Origin of the sequence: Williamsia limnetica (assembly GCF_003217475.1) — a bacterium.
Lineage (GTDB): Bacteria > Actinomycetota > Actinomycetes > Mycobacteriales > Mycobacteriaceae > Williamsia > Williamsia limnetica.
Map to the genome: position 1 here is coordinate 1 of NZ_QJSP01000025.1, position 19,744 is coordinate 19,744.

Sequence of the window (19,744 nt, forward strand, 5' to 3'; positions counted from 1 at the left end):
GGTGGTGGTTGCGGTGGAGCATGCGGTGGCGGGGACGGTGTTGGTTGCTTATCTCACGCCGGGGTCGCTGGAGGTGTCTGGGGAGCAGTTGCGGGCCTGGTTGGGTGCGAGGTTGCCTGCTCATATGGTGCCTACGGCGTTTGTGTGGCTTGAGGTGTTGCCGGTGACGGCGAACGGCAAACTCGATCGCAAGGCACTGCCCGCTGCAGACTTGACGACCGGCGGCACCGGCCGCGGTCGCCCACCCGAAACCCACACCGAACGCACGATCGCCGACCTTGTGGTCGCGGCACTCGGACTCGATCCCGCGACCGACCTCGCCGCGGACGACTCCTGGTTCCGCGTCGGCGGGGACAGCATCACGGCGCTGACGTTGGTGCGGCTGGCCCACGGCGCGGGATTGAGCATCACGAACAGAGACGTGTTCGAATACCAAACCGTCGAACAGTTGGCCAGTCGCGCGGATTCGAACAATCGCGGTCGGGACGAGTCGTCGACGTTCATGACCCCGCTGATCGCGGCGGAGCTATCTGCGAACAAGGCGCCGAATACACTGCGACACAGTTACATCGTCGAGCTCCCCGGTGATGTGGACAGAGAAAGACTAGAGGCCGCGATCAACGCCGTGGTGGCCCGTCACAGCGCTTTCGGGTTGCGCCTGCACCGGGACACGACTTCAGGGGACAAACCTGTTCTGATCGACGTCGGCCTGATACCGCCAGAACCTCTCGACCACGTCGACGTCACCGACCTGCAGTCGATAGAGGACATACTGGAGCTCGAACGTCGCTACGCCGATGAGCTCGACATCACCGATGGCCCTGTGCACCGCTCGGGTCTGATCACGCGCGAGTCGGGACGGCCGCTTCTCGTGTGGACGATCCATCAGTTCGTGGTGGACCGACCGTCTCGAGCCATCCTGCTCGACGAACTCCGGGACACCTACGCGCGGGTGATCAGCGGGGACGCGCCCGCGAGTTCAGACGACACGGTCTTGTCCTGGATGCAGGACCTGTCCGGAGACGCGAGCGGCTCCGAAGTTACCGAAGACAGTTCGGATCGAGGATGTGCGCACGATGCCTACGACACCGTGCTCTGTGTTCCAACGGATCTGGGGACGACAATCGATGCGCTGTGCGGTCGCGCCGGCATCGACATCGGCGTGGCGCTCGGCGGTGCCGCGGCGACAGCCCTGCATCGGGCTCGCGAGGGTGGCGGGAGACCGGTCTCGCCGGACGTGTTGTTGGACGTCGAACGGGACGGTCGCAGAGCACAATCCGAGAATCAGCGCGCGGTGGGTGCGGTCGGTCAGTTCACCGAATTGCATCCCACGCTGATCGCGGTGCCCACCGATGCCGACAGTCGTGGGCTGGACATCGTCGCAGCGGCCTACGCAGGGTGGAACGCGCATCAGCCGGAGAGCGTCCACGCCGACGCGGCGTTCAGCTTCTCGGGCATCACACGGGAAGACAGTGCAACGTGGCCTGGTCTCCACGGCCTACCTGATGTGGTGGGTGCCGGTGACCATGCCGGCCGGTTGCGGCACCGGATCACGATGCGCGGCTCCGGTACGGCAGGAACAGACGGTGTCGCAATCGGTTTCACGATCACCGCGGCGCCGTCGGTCGACAGCCGTGAGATCGAGGCGTTGTGGTCGCGGTTCCTCGACAGTCTCCGCCGGATCGCGGACGATCTCGTAGCGCTGCCGGATGCGGCCGCCGCGGTGTCAGGCGTTGTTCCCGAATCACGCGCGATCGCCCCGCTGCCCACCCATCACCGCCTTCGCGGCCTGCAGGGTTCGGCGGCCGACTTCTCCTACAGCGCGGTCGCCTCGCTGGAGCGTCTGCCGGAACAGGATGTCCTCACCGGGGCGGTCTACGACCTGATGGTCTCGGTCGATGTTGCCCGTCTTCGGCTGACGGCCAAGAACCGCAGATTGTGGATCTGGGATGTACCGCTACCGCAGATCGGCGCCGCGGAGGCGGCTGCCCGGATCCGAGATCAGCTTCCGTCGTCCCGTCCCGAGGTCGATGTCGCCGCCGGGCGAGGGCTTGTGGCCACCGCCGGACACCTCGACGGTCGGCCGCACGTGATGGTGACCGCACACGCGGCGATCGCCGATCGCGCAACAGTTGCGGTGTGGGCCGGTCGACTACGGGACCACCTGAACAGCTCCCCGCAGCAGGCGCACAATTCACTCGCCGACGTCACCAAGGTGTTCGCGACGAAGGCCAAGGATGCCGATCATGCCGCCACGCTGCCGAACTGGGCCGCCGTCCACGCGCTGGCTGCAGCGGCGACAGTACCCACTGGCGCACTGGATCACCGCACACACAGTGCACCGGCCTCGGCTGCAGACGACGTGGTCGCCGGCTTTGCGGCGGCGAGCGCACGGTATTTCGGTGACATCCGATTCGATGTCGATCGTGATCTGCGGGCGGGTGGCGGACTCGTGGGTGCGCACGGCCCACTCACTGCTGCGGTCCCGCATGCAGTCGCGGCAGACACCGCTCCGGCCGCCACGGATGCGCTTGACTGGGCCGTCCTGCGGTATCTGAGTCCGGATGGTCGCAAGGCGCTGGCGCGTACCGCCGAAGCGAACCTCCTGATGACCAGATTGCACGCGCCCATGGTCGACCCGCGGGCCAAGGAGGGCTTCGAAGGTCGCTATGACCTGGTGTTCCGGTACTGGACGGATGATCGTACGACTCATCTCGAGTACGTCGGTCCAACCGGACTGCCCGACTCATTCTTGACTGAGTGGGCCGACTGTATCCACCGAAGTGGTCCACAAGATAGCCTAAGCTAAGGTCCCGGTATTGGGTCGTGCGTCCATGTCGGCGTGGCAGTGAACATCGAGGAGAGGGGCCATGGTGGCCGGGAACGTACGGGAGGCGTCGGTTTTTCCGATTTGCCTACGAGAGTTCGAAGTCGTGCGCGTGTGGGACGTGACGCCAGGGATGCGGCGGGTTGTCGTGGGAGGCCCCGCCATGCGCGAGCACGTGCGCGACGGGATAGCGCTTCCCGCTGTGAAGACGACCGGTTTCGACGACGACATCAAGGTCATGCCCACGGATCCGGTGACCGGCGGCTTCCCGTTCGAGGTTCCACGCAACACCGCCGGCGGCGTGGTGGATTGGACTCCCGGCAGCTTCGACTATCTGCGGACGTATACCGTCCGTGCGTTCGACGCCGATGCCGGTGAGATGACCATCGACTTCGCACTGCACGAGACGGGGCTCGCCTCGACCTGGGCGCGGCGAGTGCAGCCGGGCGACGGTGTGCTGATCGCCGGTCCGAAGCACTCTGCGGGGTTGCCCACTGCCGCTGACTGGATGCTGATCGGCGGCGATGAGACGGCGCTCCCGGCAATCGGGCACTGCCTCGAAAAGTTGCCCCCGTCTCTGCCCGCGACCGTGGTGATCGAGGTGGCCGAACCATCGCATCGACAAGAATTGACCAGCGCCGCGCCCGTGGACATCACCTGGCTCTACCGCAGCGACGTGGGTGGCCGGTCCCGGCTGGTCGAGACCATCCAGGCTGCCCAGTGGCGTGCCGGCCAACCCTTTCTGTGGGTGGGAGGCGAGACGCTGACCATCAAACCGCTGCGCCGGTGGGCGAAGCAGGAGAAGCAGATCCCGAAGGATTTCACCCAGATCATCGGCTACTGGCGTCGGCGCGAGGTGGCCACGGTGGAGGGTCATCCGGAACTCGTCGATGTCGCAGCCGAGGGTCCGGGGGCGTTCGATCGCATCCACGAGTTGTCGGAGTTGCTGCCGCCGTTCGCATTGCGTGTCGCGGTCACGTTGGGGGTGTTCGCGGAGATCGAAGGGGGCACGACGACGGTGGAGGCGATCGCGGCCGCCTGCGGTGCCCAGCCGGAACCCTTGCGTAAGCTACTGCGCCATCTGGCGGTGCTGGGTTTGGTGAACCGCGTCGACGGCGGCTTCTCGCTCACCGAGGACGGGAGTCTGCTCTCAGACCCGGACGGCTGGCTGGCGGAGACGCTGCATCTGGATGGGTTCGCATCTCAGGTGAACATGTCATTCGTGGGTCTGTTGGATGTGATCCGCACAGGGGTTCCCGCGGGTGTCGGTGGACTGCCGGTGGGCGAGTGGCTGAAGGATCCCGTGCGCCTCGGGCAGCTCCACGATGCTCAGGCCGGGGAGGCCTCGTACCTGGCACCTGCGCTCAAGGATGCGATCTCGTTCGACGGCGTGCAGACCGTCGCCATCGTCGGAGAGGGCGGTGGCGCGTATGCGGACGCGCTCCTGCGTGAGTTCGAGTCGCTGAACGTCAGTGTGGTGGGAATGCCCACCCTCACCGCCCGGATGCTCGGTGATGTGGCGCGCCAACGACAATCGCTGGTCAAGCGCATCGATCGCAGCCACACCGCGCCGCTCGGCGAACGGGTAGATCTGCTGATCGTGTCGAACATCGTCGACACATTGCCCGACGAGGACACCGCGGTTGCGCTCGCGGCCTATACGGAGTCGGCTGATCGGATCGTGATCGCGACGACGCTGCTGGACCCGGACACCACCGACGACCACCACACCGAAGACGACCTGAGTCGACTGTGCGTCTTCGGGTCGGGACGGCGCACAGAGGCCGAGCTGCGCGAGATGATCTCCTCGATCGGAGCCGAGGTCGTGCATGTGGGACCGCTCGGGTGGGGTGCCCACGTCGTCGAATACCGGGCCCGGACCTAGTGGTCGGGTTGCCGACCCGCCTGCGCCCGCCGTACTTCGCGGCGGGGGAGCATCCGTCCGCAGTCAAAGCCATCGAGGTCGACGAGCACACCACGCCTCGGAAGATGGTGATGCGCACCATCTTCGCCATGCCACGTCTGACACTGCCCGCCGCGGCATTGATGATCGGGCATCAGGTGGGCGAGGCGATGGTCCCCGTGGTGATGGGCGTGGCGATCGATCGGGCGGTCGCGACCGGTGACACGGGCTCGCTGCTGGTCTGGCTGCTCGTGCTGGCGGTCGTCTTCGCTGCGCTGTCACTGAGCTTCCGTTTCGGGTTGCGCATCGGCTTTCTCGGCATGAACACCATTCAGCACCACCTGCGCACGATGGTCACCGATCGGATCCTCGATCCGCGAGGCATCGGTGGCGCGTCACGTTCGCCGGGCATGCTCTTGTCGATCGCGACCGCCGACGTCACCCGCCTGGCCGGGACGGTCTGGCTCGGTGTCCTGCCGATCGGTGAGGTCGCGGCGATATTCTTCTGCGGCTTCGTCCTGCTGTGGGTGTCGTGGCCACTCGGACTGGCGGTTCTCATCGGCGCCCCGGTCATGTTGTGGCTCATAGACAAAGCGGGTGGGCCCTTGCGTCGGCGCAGCGGACACGAGCAGCAACTCGCGGGTGAGGCTGCCGGGTCGGCTACCGATCTGATGACCGGCTTCCGCGTCGTCAAGGGGATCGATGCGGGGCAGGAAGCGGCCCATCGCTATCAGGGCGCCAGCGGTCGTGCCCTGGTTGCGGTGATCAAAGCGCGCCGCACCGAAGGTGCGTTTGTCGGTGCGATGCAACTGACCTCGGCCATCCTGGTGATCGCGGTCGGTATCGCGGCCGGACTGATGGCTGTCGCGGGGTCGCTCACCATTGGTCAACTGATCTCTGTCGTCGGCGTGACCCAGTTCGTCATCCAACCACTCGGGGCCATGGGCAAGAACTTCGGCGCCGTGTGGGCGGCCGGATTGGCCTCTGCCGAAAGAGTTCTCACAGTTCTGCAGGCCCCGTCGGTCAACCCCGGTGGACAACGTACGGTCAATGGCGACTTCCAGACCTTGCCGCCGCTGCTGCGGATCGACGATCTCTCGGTAGGCCCGATCACCCATCTGTCGTTCACGCTGCCACCCGAAGGAGTCACCGTCCTGAAGGTCGATGGCGCGACCGCGGCCACGCTGGCGGCGGTGCTGTCCCGGGCCAAGAAGCCCGACTCGGGCACCGTGACCGTGGATGGCGTGGACGTGTTCACCCTCGATCAGCCCTCGATGACCCGCCTGGTTCGAGTGGCCCCGCATGGAGCCGACCTGTTCGAGGGCTCCCTCCTCGACAACGTGGTCGCCGCCGACACCACCTCCGCCGACGGCGCGCGCATCGACCAGGCACTGCTGGCGGCGGCGTGCGACGAGGTCATCGACGGCCTGCCCGAGGGCCGGGACACGCTCGTCGGTGAGGCCGGCAGGCTGCTCTCCGGCGGCCAGCGACAACGCGTCGCGCTGGCTCGTGCGCTCGCCTCGGATTCAGACATCTTGGTGTTGGTCGATCCCACCAACGCCGTCGATTCCGTCACCGAATCAGTCATCGCAGGACGAATGTCCCTCGCGCGCGCAGGACGGGCAACGCTCGTGATCTCTTCGTCCCCTGCCTTTCTCGCGGCCGCCGACCACATCATCGACATCGAAGTTCCGGTCCCCTCATGACAGATGCGATCCCGGTCACCACCATGCCCATCGCCGGCGCCCGTCGGGTGCTGGCGGTCATCGGCCAGCACCTGTCCGGCCGCACGTTCATGCTGATATCGGTGATCGGGGCGCTTGTCGCCGCCGCCGCCCTGAGCCTGGTCACGCCGTGGGGCCTGGGACGCATGGTCGATGTGGCAACAGGAGATGTCTCTGGTGGAAGCGGCACGGTGTGGGCGATTGGTGGCGTCATGTTCGGCGCGGCCGTGGGCCTGGCGATCTTCACCGGCCTCGGACTCGCCCTCGTCGGGCAGCTCATGGAAACCGTCCTTGCGCGTATTCGTGAGCGGATGATCACCGCCGGTCTGACGATGCCGCTCGGCCGGGTGGAGGCGGCCGGAACCGGTGACCTGGTGTCGCGGGCGACCGACGACGTCAGCCAGGTGAGCATCGCGATCGGCAGAGCCGTTCCGGCTTTGTCGACCTCGGTGTTCGCCGCGATCCTGACGGTGGCCGGCCTCGGCGTACTGGACTGGCGCTTTCTCGGTGTGGTCGCGGTGACGGTTCCCGTGTACATCGTGGGTGTGCGCATGTACCTGGCGTCGGCCCCGGAGATCTACGCGGCCGAACGTGCGGCGACCGCCGACCGAGCCCACCAATTGCTCGGTGCCATCCGGGGCCTCGAGACGGTCTACGCATTCGGATTGACCAGGCAGATGAGCCTCAAGATCGCCAGTCACTCATGGGCCGTGGTCCGGTGGTCGATGCGGGCCGTGATCGTGCAGAACAGGCTCTTCGGCCGGCTCAACTTTGCCGAATTCCTGGGGATGGCAACGATTCTGATCGTCGGGGTGTGGCTCGTCGACGCCGGTTCGCTCAGTGTCGGTGCCACCACCACGGCAATGCTGCTCTACCTGCAGCTGTTCGGGCCGATCAGGGCGTTGATGTTCGTCGTCGACGACCTGCAGTCGGCCACCGCGTCGATGGGCCGCATCGTCGGCGTCATCGACGAGGCCGAGACGTGTGGCATCGATGCCGAAAGACCTGTCGGTGCGCAGGTGTTGACACCGGAGAAGGGCGGGCCGATCGCAGTACGTGCGGAGAGGGTCGCGTTCGGCTACCGCGCCGATCGGCCGGTCCTCCAGGAGGTGTCGCTGCGTGTCGGGCGCGGAGAGCACGTCGCAGTCGTGGGTAGTTCAGGGGCGGGAAAAACGACGCTGGCATCGCTGATAGCCGGTGTGCATCAACCGGATTCCGGAGTGCTGGAGGTGGGCTCGGAGAGAGTCGCGCTGGTGACTCAGGAGGTACATGTTTTTTCGGGCACGCTGGCCGATGATCTACGGATGGCCGCCCCGGAAGCCGGTGACGACGCACTGAACGCGGCGCTCGACGCCGTTCACGCCGACGAGTGGGTGCGGATGTTGCCTGACGGTCTGCAGACCGCGGTTGGTGCCGAGGGCCGCGAACTGACTCCGATGCAGGCGCAGCAGTTGGCCTTGGCGAGGCTGGTCCTCATGGACCCCGACCTGGTGATACTCGACGAGGCGACTGCAGAAGCCGGCAGTACCGGGGCCGACGCGCTCGAACGCGGCGCCGAAAGCGCGTTGCGTGGACGTTCGGCAATTGTGGTGGCACATCGACTTTCGCAAGCAGCACGCGCGGACCGGGTGGTGGTCCTCGATCACGGCCGCATCGTGGAAGAAGGCACACACGAGGAATTGGTCCGACGTGGCGGGCGCTACGCGGAACTGTGGGAGGCCTGGGCCCGTTATCGGTAACACCTGAGAGTACTTGTCCCAGCTGAAATGTGTTACCGCGGAAGATCGCTGGCGCAGGTGAGTATCGCCATCGGCCGAGTGGTCCCGGCCCTGTCGACGTCGTTGTTCGCGACGATTCTCACCGTGGCCGGCCTTGGCGTTCTGGACTGGCGGTTTCTTGTCGTGGCCGTCGTCACGGTGCCGGTCTACGTCGTCGGGCTGCGGGGTTATCTGGCGAAGGCTCCTGCGATCTACGCTGCGGAACGTGCAGCGATGGCGGGGCGTGCGCACCAACTACTGGGTGCCATTCGCGGGCTCGAATCGGTGTACGCATTCGGTTTGACCGGAGCGCTCTGCAGCCGGATCGCCGACTACTCCTGGGCCGTGGTCCGGTGGTCCATGCGCGCCATGGTCGTCCAGAACCGGCTGTGGAGCAGACTCAACGTCGCCGAGTTCCTCGGTATGGCCGCGATTCTGCTCGTCGGCTTCTCCCTGGTGGGAAAAGGCGGGTTCACCGTGGGTGCCACCACGACCGCGATGCTGCTCTACCTGCAACTGTTCGGTCCCATCAGGTCGGTCTTGCTGGTGGTCGATGATCTGCAGTCTGCGGCGGCGTCGCTCGGACGCATCGTCGGCGTCATCGACGAGGCGGACCGATACGATCTCGACCCCACCGCGAACCGGTCGGTGAACGGCAGCAGCCCGAAGCGGGGCGCGTCATCGGTCGGCCTCGCGCTGCCTGTGCGTGTGGAGAAGCTCGGCTTCGGTTACCGCCCCGACCGCCCCGTGTTGCATGACGTCTCGCTCACCGTACGACAGGGTGAGCATGTTGCGGTCGTGGGAAGTTCCGGCGCCGGGAAGACAACGCTCGCATCGTTGATCGCCGGTGTCCACCAACCTGATTCGGGCGTTCTCGAGGTCAGTGCGCAACGCGTTGCCTTGGTGACGCAGGAGGTGCACGTGTTCTCCGGGACGCTCGCGAGCGATCTCCGTATGGCTGCTCCGGACGCCGTCGACGACGAACTGCTGGCGGTCCTTCGTGCCGTGCGTGCCGACGAGTGGGTGTCGCTGTTGCCGCAGGGGCTGGAGACAGAGGTCGGCGCCGAAGGGCACGAACTGACGCCGATGCGCGCGCAACAGTTGGCGTTGGCGCGGCTCATCTTGATGGATCCGGACCTGGTGATCCTGGACGAGGCGACTGCAGAGGCCGGCAGCGCTGGTGCCGATGCGCTTGAGTTCGGCGCCGAGGCGGCGCTGCGCGGGCGATCGGCGGTCATCGTCGCGCATCGCTTGTCACAGGCCGCCCTCGCCGATCGTGTGATCGTGCTCGAACACGGCCGCGTCGTCGAGGAAGGAACCCACGACGAATTGGCTCGCGGGGGTGGGCACTACGCGCGGTTGTGGGAGGCCTGGGCGCGGTATCGGTAGCTCTGTGCACGTGACGGTCACAGACTCTGGCCATAGAGCGATCGGAGTGTTAGGTTTGACTTACCTTACCTGCGAACCATATCGCGGGCGCACGACATCTCGACTCAGACGAGCACGCGGGGAAGCTAGAACGAGAAGGGGCCTGGCAATGGGTGCAGCGCAGCTGAACACCATGTTGGATGACACCGTCGATCGCCACTACTGCCGTCCGGCGGTGGTCTGCGGTGATCACGAGACCGATTTCGAACGCTTCGACGAGTCGGTGCAGTGGCTCTGCGACGATCTGGCCGCCCGGGGTGTGCAGTCTCATCAGCGCGTCGGGATCTGTCTGCACGGCGGATGGGAGTTCCTCCTCGCCTTCCACGCACTCTTGCGCCTGGGCTCTGTAGCCGTACCCATCGACCCGTTCGACGAGGCGGCTGCCTTCGCTGCCGGAGATCTGGACTTGCATTATCTGATCTCGCACTGCGCTGCGGACTGCTTCCTGGAAGAGACCGTCGAGGTGATCTGCGGCGACTGGGTGTGCCCGATGTTCGACGTCGCTGAGGAGTTCACGCTGATCGCGGTATCGGCGCAGTCGCCACTGCACGTCGAGAGTGGATTGTTCCTGAACGACCTCGGTTACCGCTTCTGGCCGGCGGGTGTGGTCGCCGATCGCGTTGGTGGCCTGCAACAAAACCTCGACCTCGACGCATCTGCATGCGCCGCCGTCTGTGGGCCGTGGAGCTCCCCGTCTGCGGTGCTTCTCGTATTGGCCTGTGCCGCATCCGGTTCCTGCGTGCAGGTCGTGCCTGTGTTCGGTGACTCTGCGATGGTGTGGGACGAGTTGATCGCGGGCGACATCTCGGTGGTGTTCGCCCCGCCGCTGCTCATGCACGACCTCCTGCGGGTCGCCGACTCCGGGGCGTGGGCCTCGGGTCGTCCCCGCATGGTGCTCCCCGACGGCGAGGTGCTGCCCGAGGTGGTCCTGCGACGTCGCGGACTGACGCGGCAGACCCCCGCCGATCCACCTGTCTACGAGTTCGCGTGGGACGACGACTACGCGCCGGCACAGCTGCGACCGGTCAGTTGAGAGCGGCGGTCACCAGAGCTTCGAGCTCGAGTTCCTTGCGGTGGCGCAGCGTGCCGATCACCGTGGCGGAATCGCTGCCCTGAGGCAGGAACAGCGAGCTGACCAGTACTTCGAGGAGTTCGTCCCGGCCGAGCGCGCCTTCGGGCGCCCGGCCGAGACGGGTGAAAATCGCCTCCACCGGGTCGGCGGACGGGTCGGGGTGTTGACGTTTGACGTCGAACCCGCCGGGGGTGAACTCCAGAAAGATCGGATCGCCCAAAGCCAGACCGAGATCTACCGCGAATCGCTTGATCGTTCCCACTCGTGCCTGCACCGACACCCACATCAGGGATTGCGGCCCCAGCCGCGACTGCAGCTTCACGGGATTGCCGGGGCCGACACCGACAAGACCCGCAAGCGCGGAGGGGATGTTGAATGCCGACCCCTTCAGGTGTGCGGCCCCGACGGTGGTCGCCCAGCGCAGGGTGTCGCCGTCGCGGTACAGGCATCGCGTCTTGGCGGGCGATTTCCGGTGGACGTAGCGTTCGTTGCGGCGGCTCACCACGTCGTCGCGCATGACGAACTCGCCGGCGCCCGCATAGGCGCGGATGCTCGATTCGGTCACGTCGTATTTGGCGCTGATCTGGGCCACCAGGTCGGCGATCTCGATCTTGCCGCCCGCGTCGTCGAGGATCCGTCCAATCTGGCGATGGACCGGGAGGTACTTGTCGCCACCCCATCGCCGCAGCCCGTAGGTGGTGCGGTCGGTCTTGACGATGCGATCGTCGGTGACAAGCGCGTTGCGCACGCTCGAGCGTGAGCGCGGTTCGCCGGCCAATCCGGCCAGGATCGCCTCGAAGGTGCGGGGCGCGCCTGCGATCGACAGAACGGCGCAGACCAGATCACCTGTCGACGTCGGGCCGTTGACCACGTGGTCGTCGAGCACGGTGAAGCCACTGTTGGTCAGCCACCGCACGGCCTCGGAATCCGAGAGGTTCAGTCGTGTGGCCACCACGTGGACCGGTACCACTGCTTCGTCGCCTGTGTGGGCGTCGAGGATCTCGCCGACCAGGTCGGCGATCTGTGAGGGCGGCCGGCTCATGATCCAGCCGTTGACACCTGCGAGGTCGTTGGACCCGGCGATCAGCAACTGGCCGACCGCGACGCCCAGTGCGGGAATGTCGGTGGCGAACGAGGGAAGTACTTCCGCGATACGCGCCGCGTCGGCCAGGGGGTCGGCGAGAGCCACGGCTTCGGCGAGCAACCGCCGCAGGTCGACCGAGCTGTCCACGGTCTCGGACAATCGCAGGCGCAGCGTGCGGTCGATCTGATTGACCCGTTCGCGCGAGAGCCCCATCTGTTTGGCCAGATCGGACTGTGTGCGCGGCTTGGCGGCAAAGATTCGCTCGTGCAGGATGATTCGGTCACGCTCATCGATCGATTCGATGAACTTGACCAGGTGCGGGTCCGCGAGAATGCGCTCGCCGCTGCGATCGTCGGCGCCCTGCGGGATCCTGGTGGCCTGGGCGACCAGCGCGGCGACGATGTCGACGACCGTGGCCCGGCCGATCTGCGGCAATCCGAGCAGATGGTTCGTAGATGTGGCGAGGATGTCGCCGACAGTGGATATGGTGTTGTCCTGCAAGGCTTTTTCGGTGTGCCGGCCCAGCGCGAGAGTCGACAGTCCAGATGCTGCCGAGACGGTCGGGAAGTCGTCGGCGAGGGTGGCGTCGCCGCGGTCCTGCAGGTGGCGAAGTGCCACCAATTCGCAGAATCGGCTGAAGTTCTCCGTATTCAGTGCATCCGCGGGGCTTCCGTCGAGCCAGGCATTGGGGATCAGCTCGCTGCTGGCCAGGATCGATGGGCCTGCTCGGTACTCGTCGAGCCACGGCAGCAGCATCGTCCACGCTGTTTTCGACAGCGGCGCGACCGTCTTCGATTCAGCCATGCACCGAGCCTTCCGTAAGCGTCAATGTCGAAAGATTAGCCTATCTGCACACCGAGACGGCTGTCTGACGTTCACCGTCCGAGCGCGGAGAGAATAGTCCGGAGTTTGGCCGATGTCTCCGCGAGTTCGAGCTGTGGGTCCGAGTCCGAGACGATTCCGCCGCCCGCCGATGCCCGGATCGTCAGACCGTCCGCGGAGAGCTCTGCGCAGCGGATGCCGACCATCCACTCGCCGTCACCTGCGCTGTCGCACCAACCGACGGCGCCTGCGTAAAACCCGCGGTCGCCCTCGTTGGCCAGGATGAACTCTCGCGCATCGGCGGTAGGGGTGCCACAGACGGCGGGGGTCGGGTGCAGCGCAACGGCGAGGTCGAGGGCCGTGGTGGCCGGCTCGCGAACGGTCCCCACGATGCGCGTGCCGAGATGCCACATGTTCGGGGTCTGGGTCAGGCCGGGTGTCGTAGGCACGTCGAGATCGCTACACAGCGGCGCGAGCGCGGCCGCCATCGCGTCGACGACAAAGGCGTGCTCGCGCTGATCCTTGGCCGACGCTGCCAGCATCTGACCGTTCGTCCGGTCGGCTGCGGGGTCTGAGGCTCGCGGTGCGGATCCGGCGAGAGGGTGACAGACGACCGTCGAACCAGACTTGCGCACAAGGAGTTCCGGGCTGGACCCGATCAGGTGCGTGCCGGTGTAGTGCGGGCCCGCAGACGAGAGGTCGACGAGCAGTCCATTGCTGCCCTGATCGGCCGCGACCAGACGCGTCAGCAGGTCGACGGGGGCGATTGCCGCGCTCGCTCGGAGTATCACGGTGCGGGCCAGGACCACCTTGACGAGCGCGGCACGCGGGTCGGACAGCACCCGGATCGCAGCGTCGACCCGGCGTACGTGCTCGTCGGGTTGCGGGTCGAAACCCTTGATCGCCGTTGTGGGCAGCGGCGGTGAATCTGGTTGCCACCGAACAGGTCTCCGTACGAACCGGGTAGGTGCGGTGAGGGCGGCGGGGCTGTCGAGATCGAACGGGAGAGCTCCGACGATGTACTCATGCGAGCGGTTGTGCAACACCGCCGCGGCGGCGTCGATGGTGTTGAATCGGACACCGGCGCCGTACGCGAATACGTGATCGGTGGGCCGCGACAATGCGAAGGTCGGCACTTCGATTCCGATGTAGGGAGAGACTCCGACGTCGGGAGAGGGGCGAGGAATGGTCGACTCCCTTCAGCGCGGACACCCGCTTGTGTGTCGAGGTTAGCAAGTGCTCAGACCCGCGCCCGGAGGTCGACGTGAGCTGCGAGCAATAGCCTAAACGCTCGCCACGAAGACGATCTGCTCCCGTGGGTGACGAGGCGGACATCGCCCTGACTAAGGTGAGCTATACCTACTACAGATCGGCAGAGGATGGACAACGTGCGCCGGGTTCGGCCGTGAGTGTCAGCGCCGCCCGCCGGACGCGGGTGAGCCTGGTCAAAGGTAGTGGTGCCGCCGCGGCCGAACCGACTTCCCAGGGGCTGGCGCGGACCAACGCCCGGCGCACACTCGGTTGGTGTGCCGGCGTCGCGATCCTGGCCCTCGTCTGCCTCCTGAGCATCGCCATCGGAGCCAAAGACATCCCGTTCGGGACGGTCTGGGACGCGCTGTGGTCCTACGACAACTCGGGCGACCACATCATCATCCGTGACCTGCGGATCCCGCGGACCGTGCTCGGCCTGCTCGTCGGGATGGCCCTGGGTGTCGGTGGTGCGCTCATCCAGGCGATGACCCGCAATCCGTTGGCCGACCCTGGAATTCTCGGCGTCAATGCCGGCGCGGCTTTCGCGGTGGCGCTCGCGGTGGGCGTCCTGGGATTCACCGGTATCTGGGCCTACATCTGGTTCGCCTTCGCCGGAGCCGTGGTGGTGACCGTGGTCGTCTACGCGCTCGGCTCGGTGGGTCGGGGCGGCGCCACACCCATTCGGCTGACCTTGGCCGGGGTGGCGATCGGCGCGGTGCTCTCCGGTGTCACCACCGGCCTGATCCTTCTCGACCCGCAGGCGTTCGATCAGATGCGTTTCTGGAACGCGGGCTCGATCGCCGGCCGCGGACTCGACGTCTCGGCCGCGGTGACGCCGTTCATCGTCGTCGGGTTGGTGCTCGCGTTCGTGATCGCACGGCCGCTCAACGCGGTGGCCATGGGGGACGATCTGGCGCGATCGCTCGGCGCGAATGTGACCCGCACCCGGGTCATCGGTGTGATCGCCGTGACGCTGCTCTGCGGCGCCGCCACCGCAGCAGCCGGGCCCATCGGGTTCGTCGGACTGATGGTCCCGCATATCGCCCGCTGGATCGTCGGTCCCGATCAACGTTGGATACTCGCGTACACGCTGGTGGGTGCACCGATCCTGGTTTTGCTCTCCGATGTGATCGGTCGGGTCATCATCCGGCCGGGCGAGATGCAGGTCGGGATCGTGACGGCCTTTGTGGGTGCGCCGGTCCTGATCTTCCTGGTCCGTCGGGGAAAGGCGAGTGGACTGTGAGCATCCGGACTCCAGGAAAAGTGCCGATGCCTGAGAAAGAGAAGCTGACGTCGCACTCGACCATCGACTTCGGTCGTCGCATCACGATCCTGCGTGGCCCCGGTGGCACGGTGTCGGGGAAGATCGACCTGCGCGCGGTCACGGTGGTCGCTGCGTTGGTCGTTCTCGCATGCGGTGTCGCGGTACTCGCGTTGGGGACCGGCGACTATCCGGTGTCGCCCGATCGAGTGTTGCAGGCGCTCCTAGGTCAGGGCACGCGGATCGAGGAGCTGGTGGTGACCGAGTGGCGGATGCCGCGCGTCCTGCTGGCTCTCGTCCTGGGCGCCGCGCTCGGTGTCAGCGGGGCGGTCTTCCAGTCGATCACCCGCAATCCGCTCGGCAGCCCCGACATCATCGGCTTCAACACCGGCGCCTATACGGGCGCACTGGTGGTGATCTTGGTCATCGGCGGGGGCGGGTACTACGGCACCGCGATCGGGGCTCTCGCAGGCGGGATCGTCACCGCACTGCTGGTGTACCTGCTGGCCTTCAAGCGCGGTGTTCAGGGCTTTCGGTTGATCATCGTCGGTATCGCGGTCAGTGCCGTGCTGGCGTCGGTCAACACCTGGCTGATTCTCAAAGCAGACCTCGAGGACGCGATGTCGGCGGCCGTGTGGGGAGCGGGGTCCCTCAACGGGCTGAGCTGGACGCAGGCGCGACCGGTGCTGATCATCTTGGCGGTTCTGGCACCCCTGCTGATCCTCGCGTCGTACCGGATGCCGATGCTCGACCTGGGTGACGACGCCGCGAAGGCCCTCGGGATCCGGGCCGAGCCGACTCGCCTCGCGTTGATCATCCTGGGGGTCGCGTTGACCGCAGTGGCCACGGCGGCGGCCGGACCGATCGCCTTCGTGTCGTTGGCTGCGCCGCAATTGGCACGCCGACTGACCAGGACTCCGGGTGTCGCGTTCGCACCCGCGGCCGCGATGGGGGCACTGCTGCTCGTCGCGAGCGACTTCATCGCCCAGCGTGCCTTTCAGCCGACGCAGCTGCCCGTCGGCGTCGTCACGGTGTCGATCGGCGGCCTCTACCTGGTGTGGCTGCTCGCCAGAGAGGCGCGCAGGCAATGACCACCCCACACCATTTTCACCGGACAAGGGCTGATGCATGGACATGAACAAGGTCGCCGACAATCCCACGGACAGCCGGGCGCAAATACCGACCGCGCGTTCTCGGCTGCAGGCCGAGAATGTGACGATCGGCTATGACAAACGCGTGATCAGCGAGTCGCTCAGTGTCGACATCCCTGACGGCGCGTTCACCGTGATCGTCGGACCGAACGCGTGCGGCAAATCGACCCTGCTGCGGGCGCTGTCCCGGTTGCTGGCCCCCAGTGCCGGTTCGGTGCTGCTCGACGGCAAGGCGATCAGCTCGTACCCGGCGAAAGAGGTCGCGCGCCGGCTCGGTCTGCTACCGCAGTCCTCGATCGCCCCTGACGGCATCAGGGTCGCCGATCTCGTCGCGCGCGGCCGCTACCCGCACCAGAAGCTGATCCGGCAGTGGTCCAAGGACGACGAGTCCGCGGTGGTCGAGGCGATGGACTCGACCGGGGTCACGGAATTGTCCGGCCGGCTGGTCGACGAATTGTCGGGCGGCCAGCGGCAGAGAGTCTGGGTGGCGATGGTGCTGGCGCAGCAGACTCCGCTGATGCTCCTGGACGAGCCGACGACGTTCCTCGACATCGCCTATCAGATCGACCTGCTCGAACTCTGCTCTGAGCTGAACAAGACCAAGGGGCGGACCCTTGTCGCCGTACTCCACGACCTCAACCATGCCTGCCGCTACGCCGACCACATCATCGCCATGAAAGATGGCGAGATCGTCGCGGAGGGCCGGCCCTCGGAGATCATCACCGCGGAATTGGTGCACGACGTGTTCGGCCTGCCCTGCCGGATCATCGACGACCCGGAATCGCATACGCCACTTGTCATCCCACTGGTGAGGAAGTAGGACGAGTCGAGGGGGTGTGAATCGTGTTCTCGGAGGATGACAACATGGCTCGGGTGATGAGACATCTCGGATTCGAGCAGTGGAATCAGCCGGCGGCGCTCCACCGGTTGCAGGGGCGGATAGATGGCTGAGCAGAGTTCGGCCGCAGACCCCCACGCGATCACCACACCCGCGGACTTGGAGGCGGTACTCGGCGCCGCTCATCCGAGGGTGCTCGACAAGCACACCACGTTCCTCACGCCCCTCATCGTCGAATTCCTCTCGCATGCGAGGTTCTTCGTATTGGCGACTGCGGACGCCGAGGGCAATTGCGATTCATCGCCACGCGGCGACCTCGACTCCGCGGTGCTCGTGAAGGATGACCGCACCCTGGTCCTGCCCGATCGGCCGGGTAACAAGCGGGTCGATTCGTACCGGAACATCCTCGCCAACCCGCATGTGGGCGTGCTGTTCTTGGTCCCGGGAATCGACGAGATCGTGCGGGTGAACGGCCGCGCGAGACTGCGTACGGATCCCGAGATGCTCGATGAGATGGCGATCAAGGGCAAACCGGCGACCCTGGCCGTGGTTGTCGAAATCGACGAGGTCTACGTCCACTGCGCCCGGGCCGTGCTCCGGTCCGATCTGTGGAATCCGCAGCGGTTCGCCGATCCGGATGTGGTGCCGACGGTCCGGGACATGATGTCGGAGCAGCACGCACTCCCGGTCGAGGACAACCAGCCTCGCCGCCAGGAGGCGTACCGCTCACATCTGTACTAGCGCAACCTAGGTGGTGCGCTCGGCGACCAGCGGGGGAACCGTGTCCAGTGCGTACCGAACCGACAGCACCGAGTTCGTCGAGTACGCACGCGAGATCGTCGTGTCATCGAAGACGAGGTAGCGCCCGTCGACCACCGCCGGTACTGCCTTGAACACGGGCTCGGCCTCCACCTCGGCAGCGGTACGCCCGATGGGGAAGACGACCAGCATGTCAGCGTCGAGTAGCTGCAGGTTTTCTTCGGCGACAGGGATCGAAAACCCTTTGGCGTCGGCGGGATCGATTGCGGGGTTGGCGACGAACCCGAGTTTGCGCATGAAGGCCACCCGCTCGGTGTCGGGAGCGTAGGCGCCCCAACCGTTCCCGGACCGGGCTGCCACGGTCACGGTCTTCCCGGCGAACTCGGGGTTCTGCGCTGCGACCTCGGCGAAACGGGAGTTCAGCTGGTCGATGAGTTCGGTGCCCTTGTCCGGGACGCCGAGTGCTTGCGAGACCATCGCCACCTGTTGCTCGAGGGTCGTCTTGTAGTTGTCGGCTCCTGCGGGTAGCGCGACGGTCGGTGCGATCTCCTTGAGGGTGTCGTACCGTTTCTGGTCCCCGGAGCTCTTCGTGTCGAGGATGAGGTCGGGTTCGAGGGCGAGGATCTGCTCGAACGAGGGCTCCCGGGTGGCGATGATCTCCGGGGGACTGTCGTAGAGTCCGGCTGCCCACGGGCCGACCCCTTCGCCCCCGAAGTCGAGCCAGTCGCTGGCTCCGACAGGCTGAACCCCCAGCGCCAGCGCGGTTTCTGCGTCTCCCCATCCGAGTGCGACGACTCGTTTCGGTGGCTCTTCGATGGTCACCGGTCCGAACTTCGTGTCGACGGTGACCGGGTACGAACCGGTGGTCGCCCCGCTCGGCGACCCCTCGTCGGTGTTCGAGCTGCCGGAGCAGCCGGCGACGACGAGGACTCCGAGGACGGTGAGACAGAGGATTGCGCGACGAAGCATGTGTAGAGGTTAGCCTGCGCTAAATCTCCGCCGCGAAGTCGGCCGCACACTTGAACCGAACAAGCGCTCGGCCATATGGTGCGGTGGTGGAAATCAATGGAGCAAGTGCAATCGTTACGGGTGGGGCCTCGGGAATCGGTGCTGCGGTGGCGCGACAACTGGCCGCACTGGGCGCCAAGGTCGTCATCGCTGACGTCCAGGCGGAGAAGGGGGAGGCGCTCGCCAAGGAAATCGGAGGCGCCTTCGTCAGTGTCGACGTGACCAAGACCGAGCAGATCGAGGCCGCCGTCAACAAGGCACTCGAACTCGGACCGGTTCGTGCGCTGGTGAACTCGGCCGGCATCGGATCGGCGCAGCGCACGATCGGCCGCGACGGGGAGTTCTCGTCAGCTCACGACCTCGACGCCTTCAAGAAGGTCATCAACATCAACCTGATCGGCAGCTTCGACGCCACGCGGCTGGCGGCAACCGCCATCAGTCGCAGCGAGCCCACCGAAACCGGTGAAAAGGGTGCGATCGTGTCGCTGGCCAGTGTGGCGGCGTTTGACGGACAGATCGGACAAGCCGCCTACTCGGCTTCCAAGGGCGGCATCGTCAGCCTGACCCTGACCGTGGCCCGCGATCTCGCAGCAGCGGGTATCCGCAACAACACGGTGGCCCCGGGTCTGATCGAGACCCCGATCTACGGCACCGGCCCGGAGTCGGAGGCATTCAAGGCGAAGCTGGGCGAGAGCGTGCTCTACCCGCGTCGCCTCGGTACCCCGGATGAGCTGGCGTCGATGGTCGTCGAGCTGATCACCAATTCGTACATGAACGGTGAGGTCGTCCGCGTCGACGGTGGCGTCCGGCTCCCTCCGAAGTAGCCCGTGCACGCACAGACCCACCCGTTCCGGTCACA

General features: G+C 66.2%; 14 protein-coding genes. 11 read left to right on the top strand and 3 right to left on the bottom strand.

Annotated features, from left to right (window positions below):
- The 6 genes from DFR67_RS27585 to DFR67_RS27610 form a co-directional block, all read left to right on the top strand.
- Positions 1-2,809 (top strand): condensation domain-containing protein (locus tag DFR67_RS27585; protein ID WP_146240554.1); only part of this gene is annotated, 2,809 nt, incomplete at its 5' end.
- Positions 2,810-2,870: 61 nt separating this feature from the next.
- Entirely contained in the window at positions 2,871-4,712 is a 1,842-nt protein-coding gene (locus tag DFR67_RS27590) for a siderophore-interacting protein (protein ID WP_245938205.1), read from the top strand.
- The gene (locus DFR67_RS27595; protein WP_425451353.1) at positions 4,712-6,436 is read left to right on the top strand and encodes an ABC transporter ATP-binding protein; all 1,725 of its coding nucleotides are present in this window, start codon (positions 4,712-4,714) and stop codon (positions 6,434-6,436) included. Before DFR67_RS27590 ends, DFR67_RS27595 begins: the two co-directional genes overlap by 1 nt.
- Entirely contained in the window at positions 6,433-8,193 is a 1,761-nt protein-coding gene (locus tag DFR67_RS27600; RefSeq protein WP_245938206.1) for an ABC transporter ATP-binding protein, read from the top strand. Before DFR67_RS27595 ends, DFR67_RS27600 begins: the two co-directional genes overlap by 4 nt.
- Before the next feature lie 57 nt (positions 8,194-8,250).
- Positions 8,251-9,600: an ABC transporter ATP-binding protein gene (locus DFR67_RS27605; protein WP_245938207.1), complete on the top strand. Its 1,350-nt coding sequence runs from the start codon at positions 8,251-8,253 to the stop codon at positions 9,598-9,600.
- A gap of 148 nt (positions 9,601-9,748) precedes the next feature.
- On the top strand, positions 9,749-10,672 hold the full coding sequence (locus DFR67_RS27610; protein WP_110472665.1) for an AMP-binding protein: 924 nt from the start codon (positions 9,749-9,751) through the stop codon (positions 10,670-10,672).
- Here the strand turns inward: DFR67_RS27610 and DFR67_RS27615 are convergent.
- Together DFR67_RS27615 and DFR67_RS27620 are read right to left on the bottom strand one after the other, a co-directional pair.
- Positions 10,665-12,599: a sigma factor-like helix-turn-helix DNA-binding protein gene (locus tag DFR67_RS27615; protein WP_110472666.1), complete on the bottom strand. Its 1,935-nt coding sequence runs from the start codon at positions 12,597-12,599 to the stop codon at positions 10,665-10,667. The genes DFR67_RS27610 and DFR67_RS27615 overlap by 8 nt on opposite strands.
- A gap of 71 nt (positions 12,600-12,670) precedes the next feature.
- On the bottom strand, positions 12,671-13,753 hold the full coding sequence (locus DFR67_RS27620) for an isochorismate synthase (RefSeq protein ID WP_245938208.1): 1,083 nt from the start codon (positions 13,751-13,753) through the stop codon (positions 12,671-12,673).
- 353 nt (positions 13,754-14,106) lie between these two features.
- Here DFR67_RS27620 and DFR67_RS27625 point away from each other — a divergent pair, with 353 nt between their 5' ends.
- The 4 genes from DFR67_RS27625 to DFR67_RS27640 all read left to right on the top strand — a co-directional run bounded on the left by DFR67_RS27625 (position 14,107) and on the right by DFR67_RS27640 (position 17,859).
- The gene (locus tag DFR67_RS27625) at positions 14,107-15,111 is read left to right on the top strand and encodes an iron chelate uptake ABC transporter family permease subunit (RefSeq protein ID WP_245938212.1); all 1,005 of its coding nucleotides are present in this window, start codon (positions 14,107-14,109) and stop codon (positions 15,109-15,111) included.
- A gap of 26 nt (positions 15,112-15,137) precedes the next feature.
- Positions 15,138-16,220, top strand: a complete 1,083-nt coding sequence (locus DFR67_RS27630; protein ID WP_110472668.1) for a FecCD family ABC transporter permease — start codon at positions 15,138-15,140, stop codon at positions 16,218-16,220.
- A gap of 43 nt (positions 16,221-16,263) precedes the next feature.
- Positions 16,264-17,100, top strand: a complete 837-nt coding sequence (locus DFR67_RS27635; protein ID WP_110472709.1) for an ABC transporter ATP-binding protein — start codon at positions 16,264-16,266, stop codon at positions 17,098-17,100.
- A 123-nt stretch (positions 17,101-17,223) separates the two neighbouring features.
- Positions 17,224-17,859, top strand: a complete 636-nt coding sequence (locus DFR67_RS27640) for an MSMEG_1061 family FMN-dependent PPOX-type flavoprotein (protein WP_110472669.1) — start codon at positions 17,224-17,226, stop codon at positions 17,857-17,859.
- 6 nt (positions 17,860-17,865) lie between these two features.
- On the opposite strand, the gene DFR67_RS27645 is transcribed toward DFR67_RS27640, so the two are convergent.
- On the bottom strand, positions 17,866-18,846 hold the full coding sequence (locus DFR67_RS27645; RefSeq protein WP_110472670.1) for an ABC transporter substrate-binding protein: 981 nt from the start codon (positions 18,844-18,846) through the stop codon (positions 17,866-17,868).
- An 86-nt stretch (positions 18,847-18,932) separates the two neighbouring features.
- On the opposite strand from DFR67_RS27645, the gene DFR67_RS27650 reads away from it, so the two are divergent.
- Positions 18,933-19,709 (top strand): SDR family oxidoreductase, encoded by a 777-nt coding sequence (locus DFR67_RS27650; RefSeq protein WP_110472710.1) that lies wholly within the window; start codon positions 18,933-18,935, stop codon positions 19,707-19,709.
- Positions 19,710-19,744: the final 35 nt, after the last annotated feature.

Coding starts and splice junctions, on each gene's coding strand:
- DFR67_RS27590 (WP_245938205.1), top strand. CDS start 2,871: ATGGTGGCCGGGAACGTACGGGAGGCGTCGGTTTTTCCGATTTGCCTA.
- DFR67_RS27600 (WP_245938206.1), top strand. CDS start 6,433: ATGACAGATGCGATCCCGGTCACCACCATGCCCATCGCCGGCGCCCGT.
- DFR67_RS27610 (WP_110472665.1), top strand. CDS start 9,749: ATGGGTGCAGCGCAGCTGAACACCATGTTGGATGACACCGTCGATCGC.
- DFR67_RS27615 (WP_110472666.1), bottom strand. CDS start 12,599: ATGGCTGAATCGAAGACGGTCGCGCCGCTGTCGAAAACAGCGTGGACG.
- DFR67_RS27630 (WP_110472668.1), top strand. CDS start 15,138: ATGCCTGAGAAAGAGAAGCTGACGTCGCACTCGACCATCGACTTCGGT.
- DFR67_RS27635 (WP_110472709.1), top strand. CDS start 16,264: ATGAACAAGGTCGCCGACAATCCCACGGACAGCCGGGCGCAAATACCG.
- DFR67_RS27640 (WP_110472669.1), top strand. CDS start 17,224: ATGGCTGAGCAGAGTTCGGCCGCAGACCCCCACGCGATCACCACACCC.
- DFR67_RS27645 (WP_110472670.1), bottom strand. CDS start 18,846: ATGCTTCGTCGCGCAATCCTCTGTCTCACCGTCCTCGGAGTCCTCGTC.